19 protein-coding genes and 2 pseudogenes are annotated in these 25,636 nt (G+C 65.3%); 6 read left to right on the top strand and 15 right to left on the bottom strand.

Annotated elements, in window-relative coordinates; genetic code table 11:
* Positions 1–139 precede the first annotated feature (139 nt).
* Positions 140–1,450 carry an ABC transporter substrate-binding protein gene (locus ACE10Z_RS01430; protein ID WP_375786360.1) on the top strand — a complete coding sequence of 437 codons (1,311 nt, stop codon included), beginning with the start codon at positions 140–142 and terminating at the stop codon, positions 1,448–1,450.
* A 191-nt stretch (positions 1,451–1,641) separates the two neighbouring features.
* Here the strand turns inward: ACE10Z_RS01430 and ACE10Z_RS01425 are convergent, their stop codons facing one another.
* From ACE10Z_RS01425 to pcaF, 7 genes are all read right to left on the bottom strand, one after another.
* A complete protein-coding gene (locus ACE10Z_RS01425) occupies positions 1,642–2,811 on the bottom strand; it encodes a Gfo/Idh/MocA family protein (protein ID WP_375786359.1) in 1,170 nt (389 codons plus the stop codon).
* Between the two features lie 16 nt (positions 2,812–2,827).
* Positions 2,828–3,679 carry a shikimate dehydrogenase gene (locus ACE10Z_RS01420; protein ID WP_375786358.1) on the bottom strand — a complete coding sequence of 284 codons (852 nt, stop codon included), beginning with the start codon at positions 3,677–3,679 and terminating at the stop codon, positions 2,828–2,830.
* A 20-nt stretch (positions 3,680–3,699) separates the two neighbouring features.
* On the bottom strand, positions 3,700–4,164 hold the full coding sequence (locus tag ACE10Z_RS01415) for an SRPBCC domain-containing protein (RefSeq protein WP_375786357.1): 465 nt from the start codon (positions 4,162–4,164) through the stop codon (positions 3,700–3,702).
* A gap of 10 nt (positions 4,165–4,174) precedes the next feature.
* Positions 4,175–4,498, bottom strand: a complete 324-nt coding sequence (locus tag ACE10Z_RS01410) for an ArsR/SmtB family transcription factor (protein WP_375786356.1) — start codon at positions 4,496–4,498, stop codon at positions 4,175–4,177.
* A 158-nt stretch (positions 4,499–4,656) separates the two neighbouring features.
* A complete protein-coding gene (pcaG, locus tag ACE10Z_RS01405; protein WP_375786355.1) occupies positions 4,657–5,259 on the bottom strand; it encodes a protocatechuate 3,4-dioxygenase subunit alpha in 603 nt (200 codons plus the stop codon).
* Positions 5,260–5,961, bottom strand: coding sequence for a protocatechuate 3,4-dioxygenase subunit beta (gene pcaH / locus ACE10Z_RS01400; RefSeq protein WP_375786354.1), 702 nt, complete (start codon positions 5,959–5,961; stop codon positions 5,260–5,262).
* 105 nt (positions 5,962–6,066) lie between these two features.
* Positions 6,067–7,275, bottom strand: a complete 1,209-nt coding sequence (pcaF, locus tag ACE10Z_RS01395; RefSeq protein ID WP_375786353.1) for a 3-oxoadipyl-CoA thiolase — start codon at positions 7,273–7,275, stop codon at positions 6,067–6,069.
* Between the two features lie 213 nt (positions 7,276–7,488).
* On the opposite strand from pcaF, the gene mutS reads away from it, so the two are divergent.
* The gene (gene mutS, locus ACE10Z_RS01390) at positions 7,489–10,218 is read left to right on the top strand and encodes a DNA mismatch repair protein MutS (RefSeq protein ID WP_375786352.1); all 2,730 of its coding nucleotides are present in this window, start codon (positions 7,489–7,491) and stop codon (positions 10,216–10,218) included.
* Positions 10,219–10,407: 189 nt separating this feature from the next.
* Here mutS and ACE10Z_RS01385 read toward each other — a convergent pair whose 3' ends face one another.
* From ACE10Z_RS01385 to ACE10Z_RS01365, 5 genes and pseudogenes are all read right to left on the bottom strand, one after another.
* A complete protein-coding gene (locus tag ACE10Z_RS01385) occupies positions 10,408–11,208 on the bottom strand; it encodes a hypothetical protein (RefSeq protein WP_375786351.1) in 801 nt (266 codons plus the stop codon).
* 58 nt (positions 11,209–11,266) lie between these two features.
* Complete coding sequence (locus tag ACE10Z_RS01380; RefSeq protein ID WP_375786350.1) at positions 11,267–11,776, bottom strand: OsmC family protein; 510 nt, start codon at positions 11,774–11,776, stop codon at positions 11,267–11,269.
* 56 nt (positions 11,777–11,832) lie between these two features.
* Positions 11,833–12,618 carry an ABC transporter ATP-binding protein gene (locus ACE10Z_RS01375; RefSeq protein ID WP_375786349.1) on the bottom strand — a complete coding sequence of 262 codons (786 nt, stop codon included), beginning with the start codon at positions 12,616–12,618 and terminating at the stop codon, positions 11,833–11,835.
* Positions 12,618–13,454, bottom strand: a complete 837-nt coding sequence (locus ACE10Z_RS01370) for an ABC transporter permease (protein WP_375786348.1) — start codon at positions 13,452–13,454, stop codon at positions 12,618–12,620. The genes ACE10Z_RS01375 and ACE10Z_RS01370 overlap by 1 nt, the downstream gene beginning before the upstream one ends.
* A gap of 228 nt (positions 13,455–13,682) precedes the next feature.
* Positions 13,683–14,657: pseudogene (locus ACE10Z_RS01365) on the bottom strand (aliphatic sulfonate ABC transporter substrate-binding protein).
* Positions 14,658–14,856: 199 nt separating this feature from the next.
* Here ACE10Z_RS01365 and ACE10Z_RS01360 point away from each other — a divergent pair.
* Positions 14,857–17,649: a [protein-PII] uridylyltransferase gene (locus ACE10Z_RS01360; RefSeq protein ID WP_375786347.1), complete on the top strand. Its 2,793-nt coding sequence runs from the start codon at positions 14,857–14,859 to the stop codon at positions 17,647–17,649.
* A 231-nt stretch (positions 17,650–17,880) separates the two neighbouring features.
* Here the strand turns inward: ACE10Z_RS01360 and ACE10Z_RS01355 are convergent.
* The 3 genes and pseudogenes from ACE10Z_RS01355 to ACE10Z_RS01345 form a co-directional block, all read right to left on the bottom strand.
* Positions 17,881–19,827: pseudogene (locus ACE10Z_RS01355) on the bottom strand (glycosyltransferase).
* Positions 19,824–21,194, bottom strand: coding sequence for an HlyD family secretion protein (locus ACE10Z_RS01350; protein WP_375786346.1), 1,371 nt, complete (start codon positions 21,192–21,194; stop codon positions 19,824–19,826). Before ACE10Z_RS01350 ends, ACE10Z_RS01355 begins: the two are co-directional and overlap by 4 nt.
* A gap of 367 nt (positions 21,195–21,561) precedes the next feature.
* Positions 21,562–21,828 (bottom strand): hypothetical protein, encoded by a 267-nt coding sequence (locus ACE10Z_RS01345; protein ID WP_375786345.1) that lies wholly within the window; start codon positions 21,826–21,828, stop codon positions 21,562–21,564.
* Positions 21,829–22,215: 387 nt separating this feature from the next.
* Here ACE10Z_RS01345 and ACE10Z_RS01340 point away from each other — a divergent pair, with 387 nt between their 5' ends.
* From ACE10Z_RS01340 to ACE10Z_RS01330, 3 genes are all read left to right on the top strand, one after another.
* Complete coding sequence (locus ACE10Z_RS01340; RefSeq protein WP_375786344.1) at positions 22,216–23,982, top strand: PAS domain S-box protein; 1,767 nt, start codon at positions 22,216–22,218, stop codon at positions 23,980–23,982.
* The gene (locus tag ACE10Z_RS01335) at positions 23,976–24,647 is read left to right on the top strand and encodes a response regulator transcription factor (protein ID WP_375786343.1); all 672 of its coding nucleotides are present in this window, start codon (positions 23,976–23,978) and stop codon (positions 24,645–24,647) included. The genes ACE10Z_RS01340 and ACE10Z_RS01335 overlap by 7 nt, the downstream gene beginning before the upstream one ends.
* Before the next feature lie 89 nt (positions 24,648–24,736).
* Complete coding sequence (locus ACE10Z_RS01330; protein WP_375786342.1) at positions 24,737–25,123, top strand: response regulator transcription factor; 387 nt, start codon at positions 24,737–24,739, stop codon at positions 25,121–25,123.
* Positions 25,124–25,636 lie beyond the last annotated feature (513 nt).

Genomic DNA, 25,636 nt, shown 5'->3' with positions numbered 1-25,636 from the left:
GGATGACGGGATTGATGGCGAACCCCTACCAACGAGTGAAGAACCGCCGCCGCATCCGCGTTGACTTTCCGACCTCGCCTCCCAATACTTCGCAAAAAGCAGATACCCGTCGCAAATGACGGCTTCAGGGGAGGACGCGATGCCGACTTCACGCAGGACGCTGCTGAAGACTTCAGCGGCTGCCGCCGCTGCTTTCAGCTTCGATTGGACACGCGCGCAGGCGCAGGCCGAAACGGTTCGGATCGGCGTGATCTATGACCTGACCGGCCCGTTTGCCGCCGGCGGCTCGGTCGCCTCCTCGATCGGCACGCAGATCGCGATCGATCTCGTCAATGAGAAAGGCGGCGTCGGTGGCAAGTACAAGATCGCGCCGGTCAACGTCGATTCCCAGAGCAAGCCCGATGTCGCGATCAACGAGGCCAATCGCCTGATCGACCAGGAGAAGGTGGACATCCTCAACGGCGTGTTCGCGAGCTCGCACGCAGTGCCGCTCGCCGCCAAGGTCGAGCAGCAGAAGCGGATCCTCTGGATCACGACCGCGGTCTCGACCGCCGTGTTCAAGGACAAGAACCTGCAATACGTGTTCCGCGCCCAGATCCATTCCGACCAGTACGGCCAGGCCTTCGGCGGCTTCCTCGCCGAGCACGCCAAGGCCAGGCTCGGCATGGAGCCGAAGGACGTCAAGGTCGCGCTGATCCATGAGGACGGTCCCTACGGCGTCGGCGTTGCCGCCGCCGACGAGATGTTCGCGAAGGAAGCCGGGCTGCAGGTCGTGCTCAAGGAGGGCTATTCGGCCTCCGCGCCCGACCTCTCGGTGCTGGTGACCAAATTGAAGCGCGCCAAGGCCGACATCATCTCGCATGCCGGCTACAACCCCGACATCACGCTGTTCCTGCGCCAGGCGCGCGAGAGCGGGCTGAAGTTCAAGATGCTGTTCGGCGCAGGCGCCGGCTACAGCCAGCTCGACAAGCTGCGCACGACGTTCGGCGCCGATATCGACAATTTCTGCAACATCGACCCCGTTCCGGCGCAGCTGCTCGATCCCGCCAAGCTGGCGCCGGGGGTCGGCGACCTCACCAAGGTGATGGTGGCGCGCTATCGCGAGAAGACCAGCGCCACCGAAGTGCCGCCGCACTGCTCAATGGGCTTCAACCAGACCTGGGTCCTGCTCAACAATGTGCTGCCGGTCGCCAAGGAGAAATATGGCGGCTTCGACCCCGAGGCGATCCGCAAGGCCGCGCTCGATGTCGACATCCCGCCGGGCGGCACCATCCAGGGCTACGGCGTGAAGTTCTATCCGCCGGGCACGCCGATGTCCGGCCAAAACGAGCGCTCAACACCCGTCGTGATGCAGAACGCCGGCGAGCGCATCACCGTGGTGTGGCCGACCAACATAAGGACGCAAGACCCGGTGTTTCCGCTGCCGAAGGGCTCGGTGTACGGGGCGTAGAGTCCCGCCTCTTGCAGCATGCTGTGAGCTCAGCCCCGTCATCCTGAGGAGCGGCCTCTTGGCCGCGTCTCGAAGGATCGACGGCAACCGGCGGGGCCGCGCACCCTTCGAGGCTCGCTCCGCTCGCACCTCAGGATGACGGGTCTGGCATGGGCGAGTAAAGCGAAGGGAATTCCACTGCTGCGCTTAACCTACAGTACCACCCGCCTGCCCTCATCCGCGGCCCAATAGCCGGCGTAGTTCACCTTCGTCGTCTCGAACGCCAGTGCGAGGTCGGCGAGCGGCGCGCGGCCGGTGGCGACGCATTCCATGAAGTCCTGGATCTCCTGCAAATAGCCGCGGGTCCATTCCTCCTCGAGGCAAACGTACTGCCAGCCGGTTTTGCGATCGACCTTCTCGGTGATGTAGACGGAGGCAAGCTTCTGCTCTGATGTCTGGTAGCTCACAAGATGCGTGTTCGGCGTGATGTTGGCGAACAGCGAGCCGCCCGAGGTGTAGGTCTCGATCAGATTCCGGACGCCGCCCATGATCATGTCGCCGGAAAACACCGTGGCCTTGGTGCCGTCGGAGAAGGTCGCGGTCAGCGTGCCCCAATCCTCGACATCGACCGGATTGGCCTTGATGTAGGCGCGCTCCTCCGGCTTGAGACCGGCGGTGACATTCCCGACATCGCAGGTGACGCTCGCGACGTTGATGGTCTCCCCGCGGGCCTTCGCCTCGACCTGCTTGAGATAGAGCACGGCCGCCAGCGGATGGCAGCCCATCCGGATCAGCGAGCCGCCGCCGGTCATGGCCCACTCTGCGGCGTGCGCCGCATGCGAGCCGGAATGGCTCTCCTCGCCCTTCATGAACAGGATCTTGTCGCCTGTCGCGCGGATGATCTCCGCGGTCTTGGTCACCGCGGGCGCGTAGATCCAATCCTCGGCATACATGAACAGCCTGCCGGTCTTTTCGATCGCGGCGCGGGTCGCTTCCATCTCCTCCATCACGCGCTGGTACATCAGCGCCTTCGGGACGTGTCTGCCGATCGGCGCTTTGTCGCCCTCGCGGCCGAAATAGCCGCTGAACGGTTTCTCGCAGATCACATGCTTGCCGGCCTGCATCGCCTCCACAATCATCGCGGCGTGCAGGTTGGGCGGTGTGCAGATGTCGATGACGTCGAGCTCGCGGTCGGCGACCAGCTCGGCGAAGCTGCGACAGGCGTTCGCGATTCCGTGCTTGCGCGCGAACTCGACCACATGATCGCCGCGCGCCGCCACCGCCCTCACCTCGACATCGACGCCATAGACCCGACGATACGCAACCATGTGCAGCTCCGACACGAAGCCGCAGCCGGCCAGACCGATCTTGATTTTTTTCATTTCATGCCTCCGCCCTTCAGGCAGGCGGAGAGTAGCGTGCAGCCATCACGGCGTCGAACGCATTTGCCATCGCCACATGCGGCGGCGACAATCCCGTGAACAGCTTGAATGCATCGGCCGAGGCGTTGATCGCGAGCTCACGTCCGGTCAGGACGCTTGCGCCTTTGGCCTTGGCTGCCGTCAGCAGCGGCGTCCAGAGCGGCGTGTAGACGGCGTCGGCGACCCACATCGCCGGATGCAGCAGCGCGTCCGGCACCGGCGTGTCGCGGCCCGGCAGCATGCCGACCGGCGTTGCATTGACGAGACCGGCGGCACCGTCCACCGCGGCCGCGACGCTGGTGGCGTGGACCGCATGGCGATCCCGCAACTGGCCAGCAAGCTGCGCGGCCTTGCCGACATCGGCGTCGAAGATCCTGATCCCGGCGACGCCGAGGCCGACCAGCGCGAAGGCGATCGCCTTGCCGACACCGCCGGCACCGATCAGCGCGATCGGGCCGCGCGGCGTCGACGCCAGCAGCGGTTCGATCGCACGCGCAAAGCCCGTCGCGTCGGTGTTGTGCCCGACCAGCCGCGCGCCGCTGGCGACGATGGTGTTGACCGCGCCGATCGCGCGCGCATCCGGCGCGAGGTCGTCGAGCAGATCGACGACCGCCTCCTTGTAAGGAAAGGTGACGTTGACGCCGGCAAAGCCGAGCCGCCTGATGCCCTCTAACATCGCGCGCAGCTCATCGCGCCCGGCACCCTTCACCTCGATGAGCTGGTAGTGACAATGAACACCCAGCGCTGCTGCGGCCTGCTCGTGCATCGCGGGCGCCGCCGAATGCGCGATCGGATACCCGATCAGACCGGTCAGGAAACGATCGCGCATTGTCCCTCACGTCAGTGTGCTCAACTCATGCGGTCGAGCCGAGCATAGCTGTCTTCCATGCCGTGCTCCATGCCGGTCGCGAGCATCGCCGCGCGCGTCTCGGCATTCGGCAATGTCATGCGCATCGTCATCACGGTGCCGTCACCGTCGGGCGCAAACCGCGTCTCGACATGATTGTCCGGCGTCGGATCCGGCAGATGCATGCGCTCGACATGCACGATGCGGCTGAACGGTTCGAGCTCGAGATATTCGCCGGTCAGATGAAAGCCACCGCCCTTGCCGTCGGTCCATTCGTAGCGGAGCTTGCCGCCGGGCCTGAGATCGCTGATGCAGACCGGCATGGTCCAGCCTTCCGGACCGAGCAGCCACTTCTGCAGCAGCGCCGGCTCGGTATGCGCGCGATACACCGCCTCGGGCGGCGCGACGAAGCGCCTGGTGACAACGATGTGGCGATCGCCTTCGGTCTTCAGCGTCAACTTGCTCATGGGATACCCTTCACTTCTCTGGCTTCATGGCGGCCAGCACTCCGTCCAGCCGGTCGTAATTGGCCTCCAGCGCCCGCCTGAGCATGCCGAGCCATTGATCGATCTCGGCGACCGCCGTCGGGGCCAGCCGGCATGGGCGCTTGGTACCTTCAACACGCCGCACGATCAGGCCGGCGCCCTCGAGCACCTTGAGATGGCGGGAGATCGCGGGCTGGGTCATCTCGAACGGTTCGACGAGCTCCATCACCGTCGCTTCGCCAAGGGCGAGGCGCGCCAGGATCGCCCGACGGGTCGGGTCGGCGAGCGCGGAGAATGCGGCGTCGAGGCTGGGCATGCTTGATCTCATCTCAGTTATATAACCAACTTGCTATATAACCGATTGCGCATAGTCAAGCGAAATCCGCTGCGGCGAGGGCGCGCAGCAGATTTGGGTCGTCCGTTCATTGCTGGATTTGCGCGCCGCTCACGGCGCGCGAGGCAGGCGGCGGCCGGCTAGACGTCGAAGAACACCGTTTCGTTGTCGCCCTGCAGATGGACGTCGAACGTGTAGGTGTTGCCCGCACCGGCCTTGCGCTTCGCAATCAGCGTGGCGCGTCGATCGGCCGGCACCAGCGCGAGCACGGGATCGCCGGCGTTGCCGGCTTCGTCGTCGAAATAGATCCGGGTGTAGAGATGCAGCAGCATGCCGCGCGCGAACACCGCGAGCACGATGTGCGGCGCCTGCGGCTTGCCGTCGGCATCCGGCACCACGCCCGGCTTGATGGTGTCGAACGCATAGCCACCGCTCTTGTCGGTGCCGCAGCGGCCGAAGCCCTTGAACGAGGAGTTGGGCAGCGCGCGCGCATCCTGCGGATCGGAGAAGCGGCCCTGGCTGTCGGCCTGCCAGATCTCCAGCATGCAATCCGGGATCACGGCGCCGTCGCCGTCATAGACAGTGCCCTCGACACGAATGCGTTCGCCCGAGACGTCGGGCGTCAGCAGATTGTTGGTGAAGGCATCGTTCCACTCATATTCGCCGTTCGGCGTCAGGCCGTATTTGAAATAGGGACCGACGGTCTGCGAGGGCGTGATTCCATCAGGACGCGGGTTCGACACTTACTTGGTCTCCATCGGCGTGGCGTTGCGCCCACGCAGCACGATATCGAAGCGGTAGCACAGTGCCCATTCCGGCTTGGTGTTCTCGAGATCGAAGGATGAGATCATCCGCGCCCGCGCCTTCTCATCGGACACCGAATTGAAGATCGGATCGAACGGGAACAGCGGATCGCCGGGGAAATACATCTGCGTCACCAGCCGCGAGATGAAGGAGTGGCCGAACACCGAGAAATGGATGTGCGCGGGCCGCCAGGCGTTGTGGTGATTGCCCCACGGATACGCGCCGGGCTTGATGGTGATGAACTTGTAATAGCCTTGGGCATCACTCTGCGTGCGGCCGGCACCGGTGAAATTCGGATCGAGCGGCGCCGGATGCTGGTCGACGACATGGATGTAGCGGCCGCAGGCATTGGCCTGCCACAGCTCGACCAGCGTGTTCGGCACGCCGCGGCCGTCCTCGTCGCGCACATGACCATGCACGATGATGCGCTCGCCGAGCGGCTCGCCCTTGGCCTGGATGGTGAGATCGTTGTCGTGCGCGCGCACCGTCTCATGGCCGTAGACCGGCCCGGTCAATTCCGAGAGCGTGTGCCGCATCGGGATCAGCGGCTTCTGCGGCGAGCGCTTCACGGTGGAGCGATAATCCGGCGACAGCCGCGCCGGATGGGCCGCAAGCGATTGCAGCGGGTACAACAGGGTCATGGCGAATTCCTCCGCGGCCCACGCGCCCGGTGAGCTCACATCAGATCATTATAATGCATAACCAAATTGGGGAAGGGCTGTTTTCAGCCCTTCCAAGCCATTGGATTAGTTAAGCTTTTCGATCGCGACCGCGACGCCTTGGCCGACTCCGACGCACATAGTTGCCAAGGCAAGCTTCCCGCCCCGCTTCTCCATGCCGTGCACGGCGGTCAGCACCAGCCGCGCGCCGCTCATGCCGAGCGGATGGCCGAGCGCGATCGCGCCGCCATGCGGATTGACGAAATCGGCGTCTTCCTTGACGCCAAGCTGGCGCAGGCAGGCGATGCCCTGCGAGGCGAAGGCCTCGTTGAGCTCGATCAGATCGAAGTCCGACACCTTGATGCCGAGACGCTCGACCAGCTTCTTGGTCGCCGGCACCGGGCCGATGCCCATGATGCGCGGCGGCACCGCGGCCGAGGCGAGGCCGAGGATTTTTGCCCGCGGCGTCAGGCCGTGCTTCTTCACCGCGGCTTCCGAGGCGAGGATCATCGCGGCGGCGCCGTCATTGACACCCGACGCGTTGCCCGCGGTCACCGTGCCCGGATTGCGCACGATCGGCTTCAGTTTCGCCAATCCTTCAAGCGTGGTTTCGGGACGCGGATGCTCGTCCTTGTCGACAGTGATGGGACCGGCCTTGCCGCCGGGCACCTGGATCGGCACGATCTCCTCGGCGAAATAGCCCGACGCGATCGCAGCACCCGCGCGCTGCTGCGAGCGGATCGCCATCGCGTCCTGATCGGCGCGCGACACCTGGAATTCCTCGGCGACGTTCTCGCCGGTCTCCGGCATCGCATCGACGCCGTACTGCGCCTTCATCAAGGGATTGATGAAGCGCCAGCCGATCGTGGTGTCGTAGATCTCCGACGAGCGTGAGAAGGCTTCCGAAGCCTTGCCCATCACGAACGGCGCACGCGTCATCGATTCGACGCCGCCCGCGATCGCGAAATCGATCTCGCCGGCGCGGATGGCGCGGCCCGCGGCACCGACCGCATCGAGGCCGGACGCGCAGAGCCGGTTCAGGGTCTGGCCGGGAACCGATTCCGGCATGCCGGCGAGCAGGAGCGCCATGCGCGCGACGTTGCGGTTGTCCTCGCCGGCCTGGTTGGCGCAGCCGAAATAGACCTCGTCGACCTGATTCCAGTCCAGCGTCGGATGCTTGGCCATCAGCGCCTTGATCGGGGCCGCCGCGAGATCGTCGGCGCGCACCTTGGCGAGCGAACCGCCGAAACGGCCGATCGGTGTCCGGACGGCATCGCAAATGAACACATCACGCATTGAATCTCTCCCTGAATGCCGCGACTTAGGCGCTGGATCGGCTGGAACTTGAGGTGAGTTTTAGGAGCGTGCCCGCGGCAGGTCAATTGACGCCATAGCGCGCCCTGCACGCATTACCGTGAGGGCTGACACAATTCGCACCGTGGACAGGGTGGAAAACCCCGACCTCGCGGATAGGACCGCGCGACGAAATTTTGTAGTTTCCGCCACCTCATGACCATTCAGCAGCCCATCCCCGCCCCGCCTGAGCCACCCCCCGCCGCCGAGGCGCCATCGCGCGTCACGCCGATGATGGAACAGTACCTGGAGATCAAGGCCGCCCACCCCGGCCTGCTGCTGTTCTACCGGATGGGTGATTTCTACGAGCTGTTCTTCGAGGACGCCGAGATCGCCTCGAAGACGCTCGGCATCGTCCTGACCAAGCGCGGCAAGCATCAGGGCATGGACATCCCGATGTGCGGCGTTCCGGTCGAACGCTCCGAGGACTATTTGCACCGCCTGATCGGCGCGGGACACCGTGTCGCCGTGTGCGAGCAGACGGAAAATCCCGCGGAGGCAAAAGCCCGCGGCAACAAGAGCGTGGTCCGCCGCGGCGTGGTGCGGCTGGTGACGCCGGGCACGCTGACTGAAGACACGCTGCTCGACGCCCGCACCAACAATTACCTGATCGCGATCGCGCGCGCCCGCGGCTCGGCCGGCGCGGATCGTCTTGGCCTTGCCTGGATCGACATCTCGACCTCGGAATTCATGGTGACGGAGTGTTCGACCGCGGAGCTTGCGGCGACGCTGGCGCGGATCAATCCGAACGAGGCGATCGTCACCGACGCGCTCTACAGCGACAATGAACTCGCGCCGACCTTGCGCGAACTGCCGTCGGTGACGCCGCTGACCCGCGACGTGTTCGACAGCGCCACATCAGAACGTCGGCTGTGCGACTATTTCGCGGTCGCGACCATGGACGGCCTGTCCGCGATGTCGCGGCTGGAAGCGACCGCCGCGGCCGCGGCCGTCACCTATATCGACCGCACCCAGGTCGGCAAACGTCCGCCGCTGTCGCCGCCGGCGCGCGAGGCCGCCGGCACCACGATGGCGATCGATCCGGCGACCCGCGCCAACCTCGAACTGACACGGACGCTCGCAGGCGAGCGCCGCGGCTCGCTGCTCGATGCGATCGACTGCACCGTGACCGCGGCCGGCTCGCGGCTCTTGGCGCAGCGCCTTGCCGCGCCACTTACCGATGTGGCCGTGATCGCGCGGAGGCTCGATGCCGTCTCCGCCTTCGTTGCGGATTCCGCGGCGCGCGAGGACATCCGGACCGTGCTGCGCGCGGCGCCCGACATGTCGCGCGCGCTCGCACGGCTCTCGGTCGGCCGTGGCGGCCCGCGCGATCTCGCCAGCCTGCGCGACGGCATCCTCGCCGCCGACCAGGCGCTGGAGCTGCTCGCGCAGCTTTCCAATCCGCCGGCGGAAGTCTCCACCGTGATGGCGGCCTTGCAGCGCCCCTCGCGCGACCTGGCGCGGGAATTCACGCGGGCACTGTCAGAGCAATTGCCGCTGATCAAGCGCGACGGCGGGTTCGTTCGCGAGGGCTATGAGGCCGCGCTCGACGAGAGCCGGAATTTGCGCGATGCCTCGCGCCTCGTCGTCGCCGCGATGCAGGCGCGCTATGCCGAGGACACCGGCATCAAGACGCTGAAGATCCGGCACAACAATGTGCTCGGCTATTTCGTCGAGGTCACCACGCAGCACGGCGACAAGCTGTTCGCGCCGCCGCTGAATGCGACCTTCATCCATCGCCAGACGCTGGCCGGGCAGGTCCGCTTCACCACGTCAGAGCTCGGCGAGACCGAAGCCAAGATCGCCAATGCCGGCGAGCGCGCGCTCAATCTCGAGCTCGAGATCTTCGAACGCCTCAGCGCGCTGGCGCTCGCCGCCAGCGACGATCTGCGCAACGCCGCGCATGCCTTTGCGATGCTCGACGTCGCGACCTCGCTGGCGAAGCTTGCGATCGACGACAATTATGTGCGGCCCGACGTCGACGGCTCGCTGGGCTTTGCGATCGGGGGCGGCCGCCATCCGGTGGTCGAGCAGGCGCTGAAGCGCGACGGCCAGCCGTTCATCGCCAATGCCTGCGATCTGTCGCCGGCGCCGGGACAGAAGTCCGGCCAACTCTGGCTGATCACCGGTCCGAACATGGCCGGCAAATCGACCTTCCTGCGCCAGAACGCGCTGATCGCGCTGCTGGCGCAGATCGGCTCTTACGTGCCGGCGTCGCGGGCGCGGCTCGGCATCGTCGACCGGCTGTTCTCGCGCGTCGGCGCCGCCGACGATCTGGCGCGGGGACGCTCGACCTTCATGGTCGAGATGGTCGAGACCGCGGTGATTCTGAACCAGGCGAGCGAGCGGTCGCTGGTGATCCTCGACGAGATCGGCCGTGGCACTGCGACCTTCGACGGCCTGTCGATCGCCTGGGCCGCGATCGAGCATCTGCATGAAAGCAACCGCTGCCGCACGCTCTTTGCCACCCACTATCATGAGCTGACGGCGCTCTCGGCGAAACTGCCGCGGATGTTCAACGCCACGGTGCGGGTCAAGGAATGGCAGGGCGACGTCGTGTTCCTGCACGAGGTGCTGCCGGGCTCCGCCGACCGCTCCTACGGCATCCAGGTCGCCAAACTCGCCGGCCTTCCGCCCGCCGTGATTACGCGCGCCAAATCGGTGCTGGCAAAACTCGAAGCCCAGGACCGCGGCCAGACCGCGCGCGCACTCGCCGACGATTTGCCGCTGTTCGCCGTCCCCTCCCGCGCCGCCAGTGAGGACAAGCCGCCGAGCGAGACGGATTTGCTGGTCGAGGCGGTGAAGGCGCTGCACCCCGACGAGATGTCGCCGCGCGAGGCGCTGGATGCGCTGTATGCGCTGCGGGCGAAACTGCCGAAGCAGTGATTTTGTAGCCCGGATGCAGCGAAGCGAAATCCGGGAACGCTCTCTCCGTTGCACAACCGCCCCGGATTGCGCTGCGCTCCATCCGGGCTACGAATGTCTCACTCGTCATTGCGAGCGAAGCGAAGCAATCCATCGCTCCGAGATGCGGAACGATGGATTGCTTCGTCGCTTCGCTCCTCGCAATGACGGCTAGGCTCGCACCTTCTTCCTCCGCCCGAGCTGCCACAGCGCCAGATTCCAGACGATGCAGGTGGCGAGTGCGCAGCTGAGGCCGATCGGCGAGCCGAATTGCGCGACCGCGACATGCAGCACGGCGATGCCGAGACCGAAGCCGAGCAGGCCCCAGGCGCTGTTGGCGAGCACGGCGGCGGTGGCGGGGCCGCCGATGCGCGGATGCAGGATCAGCATCATCGACGAGAACACGATCGGGAACAGCGCGATCACGCCGGTGACGCGCGGACCGACCCAGGTCGACGCGGTGACCACCGTGCCGACCAGGCTTGCGACCAGCGCGGCGCGCAGCGGAATGTCGTACCAGCGGCGCGCGATCAGCGGCATTTTCGCGACGTGCCGATAGGGCCTCAGCAGCGGAATGCAGATCGCAAAAGCAATGGCATTGAGGATCAGTCCGCCGGCAAGCGTCCACGCGAACTGACGAATGATAGTGCCGAGCACGAGCCACAACGCGATCGCGGAGCCCGCGCTGATCCACATGTTGCGGCGCTGCGCCAGCACGGCATAGGTGAGGCCCATGAAGATCGTCGCGGCATTGACCGGCAGGCTCGACAGCGCGCCCTCGGCGATGAAGGCGGCGTCATGGTCGAGCGCGAGGAAGGTGTAGGACGGCCCGGCCGAGATCGGCAGGGTTGCGATCAGCGCGCCGATCACCGGCCCCGACCGTTCCGTGATGACGGACGCGCTGACCACGAAGGCGGCGGCAACCGCCATGCGCAACACGAGGATCAGGACGAAGTGGAGTTCGGGGGACATTTCTTGTTTTTCTTGACCCTCCCCTGGAGGGTCCCTCCAGGGGAGGGTAAGCGAGACATCACACCCGCTGCATCGTCACCGACACCTTCGGGCCGTTCTTGATGGTCTGATAGACCACGCAATAGCGCTCGGTGAGCTTCAGCAGCAGGTCGAGCTTGTCCTGCGGCGCGTCGGTGCCGACGTCGAAGCGCAGGCGGATCTCGCGGAAGCCGACCGGAGCCTCCTTGTCGACGCCGAGCGTGCCGCGGAAATCGAGATCGCCCTCGGCGAACACGTTGCCGACCTTCAGCGGCACCTCGACGGCGGTCGCGACCGATTTCAGCGTGACGCCGGCGCAGGCGACCAGCGCTTCCAAGAGCATGTCGCCGGAGCAGAGCTCGAGCCCGGAGCCGCCGGTGGCGGGATGCAGGCCGGCGACCGCGAGCGCGCGGCCGGTTTCGACCTTGCAGGACAGGCTTTCGTTGTCGATCGTGCCCTTGGCCTTCAAGGTGATCACCGCGGCCTGAGGATCGGACTTGTAGCGTTCCTTGATCGGGGCCTGCATTGCGCGGAGTTCGGCGGAGTCCATGGTTCTGCTCCCGGCTGTTCTTCTTTATTCCGATGTAAGGCCTTATAGCGCCGATGTCACCACCACATCGCCTCGCCGGCGTTGGATTTGTCCGTGACGTCACGCACCGGACGGTCCAGCGAGCGGTCGAGCGCGGTCAGCACGCGGCGCTTGAAGGTGTCGAACAGCTCCGATTTGCGGTCGCGCGGCCGCGCCAGGTTGATGGTGATCTCCTCGAACAGGCGGCCCGGCCGCGGCCGCATCACCAGCACGCGGTCGGCCAGCACCACCGCCTCATCGACGTCGTGGGTGACCAGGATCAGGGTCGGCCGCGTATCGGCCCAGAGATCGAGCAGGTGATCCTGCAGGTCGCGCCGCGTGAAGGCATCGAGTGCCGAGAACGGCTCGTCGAGCAGCAGCACCTCCGGCTGCGGCACCAGCGCGCGGGCAATCGCAACCCGCTGCGCCTGCCCGCCGGACAATTCGCGCGGCCATGCGGCGGCCTTGTCGGCAAGGCCGACGCGGGCCAGCGCCGCGGCGATCCGTTGACGCCTGACGTCGGCCGCGAGGTCGGCGAGACCGAAGCCGATATTGTCGGCGACGGTGAGCCAGGGCAGCAGCCGCGGCTCCTGGAAGATGATGCCGATCTTGGCGTGCGGCGAGGTGATCACCGCATTGTCGAGCGTCACGCTGCCCGTGGTGGCGCGATCGAGGCCCGCGATGGCGCGCAGCAAGGTCGACTTGCCGCAACCGGAGCCGCCGATGATCGCGATGATCTCGCCAGGCTGGACCTCGGCCGAGAAGCGTTCCAGCGCGTGGACGCCGTTCGGATAGGTCTTGCCGACGTCCTTCAGCGCCAGCATCACTGCCCTCCCCGCGCGCCGAACGCATCCTGCCAGCGCAGCAGCGGCGCCGTGGCGACCTCGATCAGCCAATCGGTCAGCTTGCCGAGGATCGCGAAGATCACGATCGCGGCGAGGATCTGCGCCGGCTTGCCGAGTTGCTGGCCGTCGAGCAGGAGATAGCCGAGGCCTTCGGAGGCGCCGATCAGTTCGGCCGCGACCACGAACATCCAGCCGAGGCCGAGGCCGACCCGCAGCGACACCACGTAGGCCGGCAGCACGGCCGGCAACAGGATGCGGCGGATCATCGCCGGTCCGGACAGGCGGAACACGCGGCCGACCTCGACGATCTTGCGATCGACCGCCAGGATCGCGCCCATCACGCCGAGATAGATCGGAAAGAACACGCCGACCGCGATCAGCGCCACCTTCGAGGTCTCGAAGATGCCGAGCCAGAGCACGAACAGCGGCACCCAGGCGAGCGAGGGGATCGCGCGCAGCGCCTGTACCGTCGGGTCAAGCAACCGCTTGGCAAAATCCCAGTAGCCGGAGATCGCACCCATGATGGTGCCGGCGACGACGCCGAGCGCAAAGCCCGCGCCGACGCGCCATAACGTCGCGAAGATATGGCGCGACAGCTCGCCGCTTTTGGCGAGCGCCACGATGGTCTCGAACACCTTCGACGGCGGCGGCACCAGGCGGCCGTTGGAATAGCCGAGACCAACGAGCAACTCCCAGCCCAGCGCGAGCACGACCGGCACCACGAGCCCGAGCACCGGGCGCGCAAAACGCGACCACCGCGCCGCCGCCGCACGCGGCGCGGCCGTCTGTTCCAGCGCGGGCAGGTCAACGGTCATGACCATAGCAAGAACTATTCTTCCGGCGGGATTGCAAGGTGGATCGAAACGCGAGCCGCAGCGCCCTCTTCCCTTCTCCCCTTGTGGGAGAAGGTGGCGCGGACGCAGTCCGCGACGGATGAGGGGTCTCTATCCGATTGCGAGAGTGCGCCGAGGGGAGAGAACCCCTCACCCCGCTTCGCTGCGCGAAGCGACCCTCTCCCACAAGGGGAGAGGGTGCAGCGGCGGCTAGTTGGTGGGCAGAGGGACCTGGTCATCGATCAACGAATCCAGCGCGGCCTTCACGTCGGTCTTGGCATCGATCACGCCGGCCTGCTGCAAGGCGAGGCCCGCGGCCAAGATCGACTCGCGCTGGGGGCTGCCGATGCGGCTGTGGGTCAACTCGGTGCGCTCCTTGAGCTGCTTGTCGACCACGGCGTCGGGCAGCTTGGTGACCGCGATGAAGGTCTTCTTCAGCTCGTCATAGTTCGCGAGCGAATATTTCCGCGCCTCTTCATAGGTCGCGAGCACGCGGCGGACGATATCCGGATGAGCTTTCAAAAACTCCTCGCGCACATTGAGGATGCCCCAGGTGTTGGCATCGGCCTTGCGGTAGAACAGCTTTGCGCCGTCCTCGACTTCCGCCTGCGCCATCATCGGGTCGAGGCCGGCCCAGGCGTCGACATCGCCGCGGATCAGCGCAGTCTTGCCGTCGGCGTGCTACAGCAGCACCGGTGTGATGTCCTTTTCGGTCAGACCGGCGCCGAGCAGCGCGCGGACCAGGAAGATGTGCGGATCGGTCCCACGGGTCACCGCGACGCGCTTGCCCTTGAGGTCGGCAACCGAGGCGATCTTGGAGTCCTTGGTGGTGACCAGTGCGGTCCATTCGGGGCGCGAATAGACGTAGATCGACTTGATCGGGTTGCCGTTGATCCTGGCGACCAAGGCGGCCGAGCCCGCGGTCGAGCCGAGATCGATCGAACCGGCGTTGAGGAATTCAAGCGCCTTGTTGGAGCCGGCCGACTGCACCCAGACGATGCTGATGCCGTCCTTGGCGAACTCCTTCTCGAGCAGGCCCTTCTGCTTCAGGACCAGCGACACCGGATTGTAGGTCGCCCAGTCGATCCGGATCTCCTTCAGCGCGTCGGCGGCGAGCGCCGCGCCGGGCAAGAATGTCGAGACCGCGAGCAGCGCAGCAAACGCGCGCCGGGAAAAATTCTGCATTCGTCGACCCCCCTTGGGTTGATCAAGAAACACACTTTTAATTCAATGAGTTAGCCTTGCGGTCAACGAGAAAATCTCTACCCTTTGTTTGGCGGCGCGAGCACAGACTTGCTCAGGGTGCCCAGGAAACAGAATGGAGCTGCTGTCCTTATACTTTGGTCAGTGACAGCAACAGCTTGGTCCGATATCGGATGAACGTATGGACAGCGTCGTAGCCGAAGTCCGCCCTGAAGCGGATGATCGTTTCGAGACCGAGCGGATCACCGCGGCGGTCAATGCACTCGCCGAACAGCATGCCGGGCGCGAGGACCAGTTCCGCGCCGCGATGGCGCAACTGCTCAAGGCCGAGCTGATCGCAGCGCGCGCCACGGCGCAGACGCTGCTGCTGAAGGACCGCCACGGCCGGCGCTGCGCCGAACGGCTCTGCTTCGTGCAGGACGAGATCATCCGCATCCTCTACGCGGCGGCGACCCGGCATCTGTATCACTCGCCGATCCCTTCGGGCGCAGAGCGCATGGCCGTGGTCGCGACCGGCGGCTATGGCCGCGGGCTGATGGCGCCGGAGTCCGACATCGATCTGTTGTTCATCCTGCCCTACAAGCAGACCGCGTGGGGCGAGCAGGTCGCCGAAGCCATCCTCTATTGTCTCTGGGACATGGGGCTGAAGGTCGGCCACGCCACGCGCTCGGTCGATGAATCGATCCGCCAGGCGCGCGGCGACATGACGATCCGCACCGCGATCCTGGAAACGCGCTTCCTGACCGGCGACCAGCCGCTCTATGACGAGCTGGTCGAACGCTTCGACAAGGAAGTGGTGCAGGGCACCGCGGCGGAATTCGTCACCGCCAAGCTCGCCGAGCGCGAGGAGCGGCATCGCCGCGCCGGCCAGTCGCGCTATCTGGTCGAGCCGAACGTCAAGGACGGCAAGGGCGGCCTGCGCGACCTGCACACGCTGTTCTGGATTGCGAAATACGTCTACCGCGTGCGCGAGACCGACGAGCTGCTGGAACGCGGCGTGTTCGACGCGCAGGAGTACCGCACCTTCCGCCGTTGCGCCGACTTCCTGTGGTCGGTCCGCTGCAATTTGCACTTCTTCGCCGGACGCGCCGAGGAGCGGCTGTCGTTCGACATGCAGCGCGAGATCGCGGTGCGCCTCGGCTACACCTCGCATCCCGGCATGCAGGATGTCGAGCGCTTCATGAAGCACTACTTCCTGATCGCGAAAGACGTCGGCGACCTCACCGCGATCCTGTGCGCCAAGCTCGAAGAGGAGCACAACAAGCCGGCGCCGGTGCTGAGCCGGATGGTGGCGCGGCTGCGGCCCGGCGCCAAGCGACGGCGGGTGGCCGGCAGCGACGACTTCATCGTCGACAACAACCGCATCAACCTCGCCGCGCCCGATGTGTTCAAGCACGATCCGGTCAACCTGATCCGGATCTTCCGCCTCGCGCAGCAGAACAACCTCGCCTTCCATCCCGATGCGATGCGCACGGTGACGCGCTCGCTGAAGCTGATCAACACCCAGCTCCGCGACAACGAGGAAGCCAACCGCCTGTTCATGGAGATCCTGACCTCGAACGATGCGGAGACCGTGCTGCGGCGGATGAACGAGACCGGCGTGCTCGGCCATTTCATCCGCGCCTTCGGCAAGATCGTCTCGATGATGCAGTTCAACATGTACCACCACTATACGGTGGACGAGCATCTGCTCCGCTGCATCGGCTTCCTGCAGGACATCGAGCGCGGCGGCAACGAGGAATTCACGGTCGCCAGCGACCTGTTCCGCAAGATTCGTCCTGAGCACCGCCCGGTGATCTATATCGCGACCCTGCTGCACGACATCGCCAAGGGCCGGCCCGAGGATCACTCGATCGCCGGCGCCAAGGTGGCGCGGCGGCTATGCCCGCGGCTCGGCTTCTCCGCGGCCGACACCGAACTGGTGGCGTGGTTGATCGAGGAACATCTAACGATGTCGACGGTGGCGCAATCGCGCGATTTGTCGGACCGCAAGACGATCGAGAATTTCGCCGCCGTGGTGCAGTCGGTCGAGCAGATGAAGCTGCTCACGATCCTGACCACCGCCGACATTCGCGGCGTCGGCCCGGGTGTCTGGAACGGCTGGAAGGCGCAGCTCTTGCGCACGCTGTACTATGAAACAGAGCCGGTGCTGACCGGCGGCTTCTCGGAGGTCAACCGCGCCCAGCGCATCGCGGTGGCGCAGGCCGAATTCCGCCGCGCCTTCACCGAATGGCCAGAGGTCGAGCTCAATGCCTATATCGGCCGGCACTACCCGGCCTATTGGCTCAAGGTCGAGCTGCAGCGCAAGATCCGCCAGGCGCGCTTCATCCGCGCCAGCGAGCAGGCCGGCCACAAGCTTGCGATCAATGTCGGCTTCGACGAGGTCCGCGCCGTCACCGAGCTGACAATCCTGGCGACCGACCATCCCTGGCTGCTGTCGATCATCGCAGGCGCCTGCGCCTCGGCCGGCGCCAACATCGTCGACGCGCAGATCTACACCACGACCGACGGCCGCGCGCTCGACACCATCTCGATCTCGCGCGAATACGACCGCGACGATGACGAAGGCCGCCGCGCGACGCGGATCGGCGAGATGATCGAGCAGGTGCTGGAAGGCAAGCTGCGGCTGCCCGAGGCGGTGGCCAAGCGCGCGGTGCGCAGTAAGGCGCGGCCGTTCATCGTCGAGCCGGAAGTAACCATCAACAACCAGTGGTCCGACCGCTACACTGTGATCGAGGTCTCCGGCCTCGACCGCCCCGGCCTGCTCTACCAGCTGACCACCGCGATCTCGAAGCTCAACCTCAACATCGCCTCGGCGCATGTCGCGACCTTCGGCGAACGCGCCCGCGACGTGTTCTACGTCACCGACCTGCTCGGCGCCCAGATCACCGCGCCGACCCGGCAGGCCGCGATCAAGAGCGCGCTGCTGCATCTGTTGTCGAGCGAGGACCAGGCGGCGAAGCCGGCGGCTTAGATCAAACGTGCAACTAAGCGTACAAGATCCGTCATCCTGAGGAGGCCGCGGAGCGGCCGTCTCGAAGGATCGACGGCCCCGTTGTTGCCGCGGAAGAGTCGAAGTACGCATGAATATCCAGGCCGTCGATCCTTCGAGACGCGCTTCCGCGCTCCTGCAGCGACAAAGGCGAAGCCTTTGCGCGGGGATGACGGAACGGAAGGCCGCGCTGCGAAGCCCAATCCTGGCGAATCAACCGAACAGCCGCATCAGCAGCGCCTTGCCGACCGGCGCCGCGCGCACGCTGCGGAAGGCGCGGACATATTCGCCGGCATAGAATGCGCGCACCACACTGACCCGCGTCGCAACCGCGTCTTCGAAACGGACGCCGAAGCCGTCGCGGGTGCGGCGGACCACGAGCGCGGCCACGTTCTGTCCGTAGACATCGCACTTGATCGAGGCGCCGATGGCGGGCGGGGCGGGATCGATGAACCGCGCGCCCGAGATCGAGATGTCGGCCATCCGCACCAGCCGCGGCTCGGCGCCTTCGTGGATCAGGACCGGCTCGTCGCGCTCGAAACGCTCGGCCTTGCGGCGCCGCGGCTGCTCGATGCAGATGAAGCACACGATCGCGAGCACGACGCAATTGTACAGGCTCCAGGCCAGCGCCAGTCCGCCATAGGCGATGTTTTCGCCGCGCAGATGCAGGATGAAGGCGTAGGAGATGGCCACCAGCGTGATCAGCAAGGCGCTCCCGTAGAGCCGCAGCAGCGGCCACTCGATGAAGCGGCGGTTGCGGTCGCCGCCCTTGGCCGTCACCTTGAACTTGTGGCCTTGCGGCTTGGCAAGGCCGGTCACGACCGCCTTCAGCACCGCGGGCGCGGCGATGTATTGCGAAACGTCGGTCATGATCGCGAGCGAGCGGCCGTGCGAAATCCAGGCCATCGTGAAGGCGTGCCAGACATAGAACGGCATGAAGTATTTCAGCAGCTCGGACAGGTCGGCGTGGACCGCCTTGATCCCGAACAACAAAAAGAGCCACGGCACGACCAGGCCAAACACCTTGGTGCCATAGACCGCCGACCAGCTCATGAAGGCGTCGACCAACGACAGCCGGTCCATGAATTCGAGCCTGGATTGCCGCGAGAACGGCCCGCTGCGACCGCGGACGATCTGCATGAAGCCGAGGCACCAGCGCCCGCGCTGGGTGATGTATTCCTTCAATCCCTCCGGCGCGAGACCGATGGTCAGGCGCTCGTTGAGATAGACCGTGCGCAGGCCCTTCTCCTTGAGCCGCAGCGTGACGAGGTAATCCTCCGTCACCGAGTCGGTCGGGAAGCCGCCGATCTGCATCAGGCCGGAAAAGCGGATCAGCGATGAGGTACCGCAGCAGAATGCGGTGCCCCAGGCGTCCTTGGCCGGCATCAGGATGTCGAAGAAGAAGCGCTGCTCGTCGGGCCAGACGTCGGTTGCAGCGAGATTGGTCTGGATCGGATCCGGATTGATGAAATGCTGCGGCGTCTGTACGACGCCGACGGTGCCGTCCTGCATCAGGCTCATCGCCCGCGTCAAGAAGTCCGGCATCGGGACAAAATCCGCATCGAGGATCGAGACGAATTCCGGCCGGTCCGCTAGCGCGGACACGTGCTGGAGCGCATGATTGATGTTGCCGGCCTTGGCGTGGCGGTTGTCGGGGCGGGTCAGATAATTGCAGCCGAGCTCCTGGGCGAGCCGGCGCAGCCACAGCCTTCGCCCGTCGTCGAGCACCCAGACGCGATAATTGGGATAGTTCAGCCCGGTCGCACCGATGATGGTGCGCTCGAGGATCGCCTTCTCTTCATTTTAGGTGCAGATGAAGACGTCGACGCGCGGCGCATCGGCCGACGCCCTGGACCGGCGCAGGATGGCATTGACCTCGGGCGAGCGGTCGATGGTGCGGCTGAGGAACAGCAGCGACAGGCACACCGCGATCATCGAGGCCGCCTCGGCCACCACGAAGGGATAGCCGACCATCGCATCGGCGGTAAGCCCCAGAGGCGGCAAGGTCTGGGTCACCCGCCAGATGAAGTAGTGCAGCAGCAGAACGAACGACATGCCGGTCATCATGATGCGGGCCAACGTCTGCTCGCGCCGGAGCAAAGGCAGGATCGCAAGGCAGGAGCCGAAGGCGACCAGCCCGGGCGCGAATGCCGCCATCATGGCTTGGCCGCGTCGGTGTTGAACACCACCCGCCCGGTGCGGCCGACCGCGCATTCCTTGCCCGATGTGTCGAGCTCCGGCATCGAGACCGTCACCCGATACGGTTCCTTGTTCAGCGCATCCGGATTGATCGCAAGGTTTGCGGGCGCACCCGACGCGCCGGTGAGGTTGACGATCTCACCCTGGATCGCGGCGCTGCCGTCGTTCGGCTCAAAGCTCGCCTGCTCGCCGAGCTTGAGGCGGTTATAGACGCCTTCGGTGACGTTGGCGGTGACCACCGCGCCGCTGCAATCGAGCAGCTTGAGCAGGGGCTGCCCGGCCCTGACATCCTCGCCGGCCGACGTCATCATCTCCCAGATGCGCCCGGTCACCGGCGCCCTGATGTCGGCTTCCGCCCGGTTGACGTAATGCAGCTGCTCCGAGGCAATCTCGTGGGTGAGCCAATCGATCTCGGCATCGGAATGCGCCAGGTCGGCGCGCAGATCGCTGACGCGCTGGCGCATCTCCTCTTCGCGCTGCGCGGAACTCGGCCGGTCATTGTAGCTATCGCCAAGATAGGTGCCGTTCCTTGCCGCCGTGAGTTCGACCTTGGCGGCGTCGAGCCGGCGCTGCGCGCCGATCTCGGTCTGCTGGGCGATCGACTGCTCGCGCGTCAGCCGGGCCATTTCGACCGTCGAGACGCTGCCCGATTTGATCAGCGAGGAGGCGCGCTCGACCGCCGCGGTGGCTTCCTCCCGCCGCGCGGCCGCGGCCTCGATCGCGGTCTGGATTTCGGCAATGCGTGCCTGGAGCTGAAGGATGCGACCGTCACGGAACTGGCCGGCCTGGCGGGCAAGGTCCTGTTGCGCCGTCTCGGCGGCGGCCAGCTTGGCGGCGAGACTCGGGCGCTCATTCTCCATCCGCGACATTTGCCGCCGCAGATCGTCGAGCCGCACGCGATCGCCGCGCGCGTTGACGACGTGCAGGATCGCATCGCCCTCGTGGACCACGCTGAGCTGCGTCGAGCCCTGCGGCGGCTTCGCGCTTACGGTGCCGTCGATCGGCGAGCGCAAGGTCACGATCCGGGCATTGACCACGGCCTCGACGCTTGAGGTCTGCAGCACGGCTTTCAGCGGCAGCCATCCGAACACGGCAACGATCGCAAGGCCGATGCCGACCTTGAGCAGGCGTCGAAGCCACCGTCCCGAGCCTGCAGGCGCTTCCGGGTGGGGCGTGCTGTCGCCGACGGGCTCGCTGACCGGCTCGTCGTGCGCCGGCTGCAGCCGGTCCTGCAAGTCGCGCTGCAATCCGCGTGCGCCCGCTTCCTCATCCTTGGTGACGGAAGCATCGCCTTCAGGAAAAGGCTTCTGCTGCTGTGCCTGATTCATGTTGACCGGCCCCTGAACTGTCAGTGCGCGAACCCAACGCACAGCTCCGCGGAGCGATGCCGTTGCCGGACCGATCCAACAATCAGGTGCTTCAAAAGCGGCTAAAGCGAACCGGGCATCTTTCGGAAAAATGTCTGCAATTTGCGACGGCCAGAAGATCGATGGCGCAGCGACGGCGCCGGCCTTGTTCCGCCGTCATTGGGGAGCGGACCGAAGAGGCTGAGCCCGGAATCCATCAGGGCCGGGGCTAGTGGGGCGTGGATTCCGGGCTCTCACGGAGGCTGTTGTCGGACCCGTTTGCGCGACCCAGGCGTGAGCAGCCAGCGCGTCGGTCCCGGCAGCCTGCCGGACTTGGATCCAGAGCGGGCTACGACCCTGGATCCGGCACGTTCAATTGCGGCTGCAGCGCCGCGAGGCTTGCCCCCAGCAAGGCCAGGTAGCTCGCCTGACAGAGCACCACGCCCAAATCGAAGACGTCGAGCAGATCGATCCAGGAATTGCCGGCCTGCACGCTCGCTGCTGGCTTGCCGCCATCGATGACGAAGGGCTGGAAGCTGCGGTTGCGTGTCTGACGCGCGGTCTCGCGCTCGACGTCGTTGGAGCAAAGGATCAGATGCAGGCGCGCGTTGGGCATTTCAGTCTCCCGTCTCTGATTGGCGATTGCTGAACCCTGGAGGCCTCTACTGTCATCGAGTTACCCAATAAGCGTAGCCACCGGGAGGAAACCGGCCATTGAACGGAGGTTGATCCGGCCGTTACATTCGGATGGGGACGACATACTTTGGTTTAGCCGCAACCTGGGCCTGCGTTCGTCCGACGATTGCGCTTTCCGCGCGATCTCACGCGATGCGAGTGGATCGCCAAAAATCGCCCCCACGATCCCGTTCGGACGTCGGGAAAGCTGCTAATGTGCAGTTTGTTAGGAGGGCGACGTTGTCGCCGCTGATGGTAGCGGTCACCTAGCGACGCAGCGCGGCCCATGATGGCCAAGTGCTGGACGGCCAAAGTGCTGGATAGCCAAGTGCTGGTGCTGCCGATGATGCGCATCCCGACCACGAAGTCCTGGTCGGCCGAGCAATGGCTGCTCGGCGGCATGGTGCTGGCTTTGGCCGCAACCTGCATAGGGCTGCTGCTTGGTCCGCAGCCTGCAGCTTCCGCCCATCTGATCGCGCTGGCGCTGCTGATCGCCTCGCTTGCCGCCGCATTGCTGATGATGGGGGTGGTGGGCCGCACCCACAGGCAGATGGAAGCCATGTTGCGCGGCCGGGCCAGCGGCGAAGAGCGCGCGGTCGAGGCCCTGCGCAACAGCGAAGCGCAATGGCGAGAGGTGTTCGAGCACAACCCGGTCATGTACTTCATGGTCGACGCGACGGGTCTCGTGCTGTCGGTCAACACGTTCGGCGCGGCGCAGCTCGGCTACACCGTCGACGAATTGCTTGGACAATCCGTGCTGCGGGTCTTTGCCGCCGAAGACCATCAGACGGTCCAGCGCAACGTCGCGGCGTGCCTCGAGAACATCGGCCAAACCCACAATTGGGAAATCCGGAAGGTCCGCAAGGACGGTTCAAGACTTTGGGTTCGTGAAAATGCCAAGGCCGTGCGGCGGCAGGACGATCGATTGATCGTCCTGATCGCATGCGAGGATATCACCGAGCGCAAACAGGCCGAAAACGCACTGCAGCAGAGCGAAATGTACCTGAGCGAAGCCCAGCGATTGAGCCACACCGGCAGCTTTGGCTGGCACGTCGCCAGCGGTGAGGTGATCTGGTCGGAAGAGACGTTCAGGATCTTCGGATTCGACAGGGCTCCCTCCATCAAGCATGCCACGGTCCTTCAACGCATCCATCCGGATGATCGCACCCGCGTGCAACGGACCGTCGACAGCGCCTCGCTCGACGGCAAGGATTTCGAGCACGGCTACCGATTGCTGATGCCGGACGGTGCGATCAAATATGTTCACGCCAGGGCGCATGCGGTGACCAACCCCTCGGGCGACATCGAATTCATCGGAGCGGTCACCGACATGACCGCCCGCAAGCGCGCCGAGGCGGAGTTGCATGACGCGCAGACCAACCTCGCGCACGTCACGCGCGTGACGGCGCTCGGCGAGCTCGCCGCATCGATCGCCCATGAAGTGAACCAGCCGCTTGCCGCCGTGGTCGCCAACGCCGCGGCATGCCTGCGCTGGCTCAACCGGGCGGCCCCCGACCTGAACGAGGCGCGCGGGGCGGTCCGGTCGATCATCAGCGACGGCAACCGGGCAGGCGAGGTCATCCAGCGCGTCCGCGCGCTGGTGAACAAGACAACCGGTCAGATGGCGCCGCTCGACATCAATGAAGCCATCAACCAGGTGATTGGCCTGGTGCAGCATGAACTGCAGAGCCACCTTGTATCCCTGCAGCTGGACCTCGCTCCCGCGCTCCCGCCTGTCGTCGCCGACCGCGTCCAGCTGCAGCAAGTCATCCTCAACCTCGTCGTCAATGGCATCGAGGCAATGCAGCCGGTCACGGACAGGCCACGGGAACTGGTGATCCGGACGCGCCATGACGATGCCGGGCAGATCCTGGTCACGGTCAGCGACTGTGGTGTCGGGGTTGCGACAGAGAATGCCGAGCGGTTGTTTGACGCCTTCTACACCACCAAAGCCAGCGGCATGGGAATGGGGTTGTCGATCTGCCGCTCGATCGTCGAAGCCCACCGAGGGCGCCTGTCCATGTCAAGAAATATCGGCCCCGGCACGACATTCCAGTTCACCCTGCCGCTGCGTCATGAGGATCATGCATGGTGATTGGACACGCGGCATCGTCTCCCGCCCTCGCGAACGCCGAGCCGATCGTGTTCGTCGTCGACGACGACGCGTCAGTGCGAGACTCGCTGGGCAATCTTTTCCGGTCGGTCGGCCTGCGAACCGCAGCGTTCGGGTCGGCCCATGAATTTCTTCAGCACAAGCTCCCCGATGTTCCGAGCTGCCTGATCCTGGACATCAGGCTGCCGCGGCTGAGCGGCCTCGACTTCCAGGCAGAGTTGGCCAAGGCCGACATTCATATTCCGATCATCTTCATGACCGGCCATGGCGATATCCCGATGACGGTCAGGGCCATGAAGGCCGGAGCCGTCGACTTCCTGACCAAGCCGTTCCGCGATCAGGACATGCTGGATGCCGTCACGACTGCGATCGAACGAGACCGAACGCGCCGCAATGAGGCCAGGGCGCTCGCGAGCCTGCGCGCAGCCTTCGCAACGTTGACCCCTCGCGAACGCCAGATCATGAGCCTCGTCACCGCGGGGCTCATGAACAAGCAGGTCGCCGCCGAAATCGGCGTGGCCGAGATCACAGTCAAGATACACCGCGGGCACATTATGCGGAAAATGGCGGCAAAGTCGTTGCCGGATCTGGTCAGGATGGCGCAGATCCTCGGGATCAAGCAGGCATCCGGCAGCGCACAAACCTAAGTATGATTCTCCGGCCGCGGCCGACGACGCACTGTGGCGCCGTGAGAGCAGACACCAGAGGCCCCTCTGGCCGTTCCAGGAAGCCCTTCTTGTCCAACCCGGTGATCTCGATCGTCGACGATGACATGTCGGTCCGCACCGCGACCGACAATCTGGTCAGGTCGCTGGGCTATGCGGTCCAGACCTATGCGTCAGCCGAAGAATTCCTGCATTCGCCGCAACTGAACGACACCTCCTGCGTGATAGCCGATGTCAGGATGCCGGCCATGAGCGGGCTCGACCTGCAGGCACGTCTGATTGCCGATGGTCGGCGCCTTCCGTTCATTTTCATCACGGCCTTCTCCGTCGAAGCCGATCGGGCCCGAGCCATGGAGGCGGGTGCGATCTGCTTTCTGATCAAGCCGTTTGACGGAGATGCGCTGGTCAAATGCCTCGATGCCGCTCTCGCACAGCATGTCACAGCGACACGCGCGTGAGCTCAAACCAATATACGCAAGGATGATGCCGAGAAACATCTGGACAAGTTGCACACGGACGGTGGCAGCGCGAGACTTCGCGGCGCCGTCCCTCAGGAAGACCGGCGGCAACGACAGCATCAGACATTCTTGATTGGCAAATGGCAGTTCCTTGGAGGGAAGTCGCCATGCGTACGGAACTGCGCTGCGCCCAGTGTGACAGTGAAGATGCCAAGATCATCTGCCTGCGAAATCCAGCGGGTGAACGCTACTGCGGGCGGCTCTGTCTTCACAAGGGTCAGGAGAACTTCATTCGCTGGCTTTGGCGAGCGAATGCGGAGGCAGCATCATGACAGGCCGTTGCGGGAATCCGGGATGCCGGCGGCCCTTCGGACTGATCCGGCACAGCTGGTACTTCGAGCAATTTTGCTCGACGAAGTGCCGCGAGATCTACAAGCGGCAGTTGGAGCGCAACAAGGTCTATTGGAAGTGGCTCTATCCCCTCCGAGAACCGGCGGCCCATCGGAAGAACTG

This window comes from Bradyrhizobium sp. Pha-3 (assembly GCF_042258615.1).
Classification (GTDB): Bacteria; Pseudomonadota; Alphaproteobacteria; order Rhizobiales; family Xanthobacteraceae; genus Bradyrhizobium.
This window is presented reverse-complemented; position numbering and strand designations above follow the sequence as displayed.

What these genes read in the sequence shown, in the direction of transcription:
- ACE10Z_RS01425 (WP_375786359.1), bottom strand. Translation starts at nt 2,811, where the DNA reads ATGAAAAAAATCAAGATCGGTCTGGCCGGCTGCGGCTTCGTGTCGGAG.
- ACE10Z_RS01385 (WP_375786351.1), bottom strand. Translation starts at nt 11,208, where the DNA reads ATGTCCCCCGAACTCCACTTCGTCCTGATCCTCGTGTTGCGCATGGCG.
- mutS (WP_375786352.1), top strand. Translation starts at nt 7,489, where the DNA reads ATGACCATTCAGCAGCCCATCCCCGCCCCGCCTGAGCCACCCCCCGCC.
- ACE10Z_RS01335 (WP_375786343.1), top strand. Translation starts at nt 23,976, where the DNA reads ATGGTGATTGGACACGCGGCATCGTCTCCCGCCCTCGCGAACGCCGAG.
- pcaH (WP_375786354.1), bottom strand. Translation starts at nt 5,961, where the DNA reads ATGACCCTGTTGTACCCGCTGCAATCGCTTGCGGCCCATCCGGCGCGG.
- ACE10Z_RS01375 (WP_375786349.1), bottom strand. Translation starts at nt 12,618, where the DNA reads ATGCTGGCGCTGAAGGACGTCGGCAAGACCTATCCGAACGGCGTCCAC.
- ACE10Z_RS01380 (WP_375786350.1), bottom strand. Translation starts at nt 11,776, where the DNA reads ATGGACTCCGCCGAACTCCGCGCAATGCAGGCCCCGATCAAGGAACGC.
- ACE10Z_RS01350 (WP_375786346.1), bottom strand. Translation starts at nt 21,194, where the DNA reads ATGAATCAGGCACAGCAGCAGAAGCCTTTTCCTGAAGGCGATGCTTCC.
- pcaF (WP_375786353.1), bottom strand. Translation starts at nt 7,275, where the DNA reads ATGCGTGATGTGTTCATTTGCGATGCCGTCCGGACACCGATCGGCCGT.
- ACE10Z_RS01420 (WP_375786358.1), bottom strand. Translation starts at nt 3,679, where the DNA reads ATGCGCGATCGTTTCCTGACCGGTCTGATCGGGTATCCGATCGCGCAT.
- ACE10Z_RS01360 (WP_375786347.1), top strand. Translation starts at nt 14,857, where the DNA reads ATGGACAGCGTCGTAGCCGAAGTCCGCCCTGAAGCGGATGATCGTTTC.
- ACE10Z_RS01370 (WP_375786348.1), bottom strand. Translation starts at nt 13,454, where the DNA reads ATGACCGTTGACCTGCCCGCGCTGGAACAGACGGCCGCGCCGCGTGCG.
- ACE10Z_RS01415 (WP_375786357.1), bottom strand. Translation starts at nt 4,164, where the DNA reads ATGAGCAAGTTGACGCTGAAGACCGAAGGCGATCGCCACATCGTTGTC.
- ACE10Z_RS01430 (WP_375786360.1), top strand. Translation starts at nt 140, where the DNA reads ATGCCGACTTCACGCAGGACGCTGCTGAAGACTTCAGCGGCTGCCGCC.
- ACE10Z_RS01410 (WP_375786356.1), bottom strand. Translation starts at nt 4,498, where the DNA reads ATGCCCAGCCTCGACGCCGCATTCTCCGCGCTCGCCGACCCGACCCGT.
- ACE10Z_RS01345 (WP_375786345.1), bottom strand. Translation starts at nt 21,828, where the DNA reads ATGCCCAACGCGCGCCTGCATCTGATCCTTTGCTCCAACGACGTCGAG.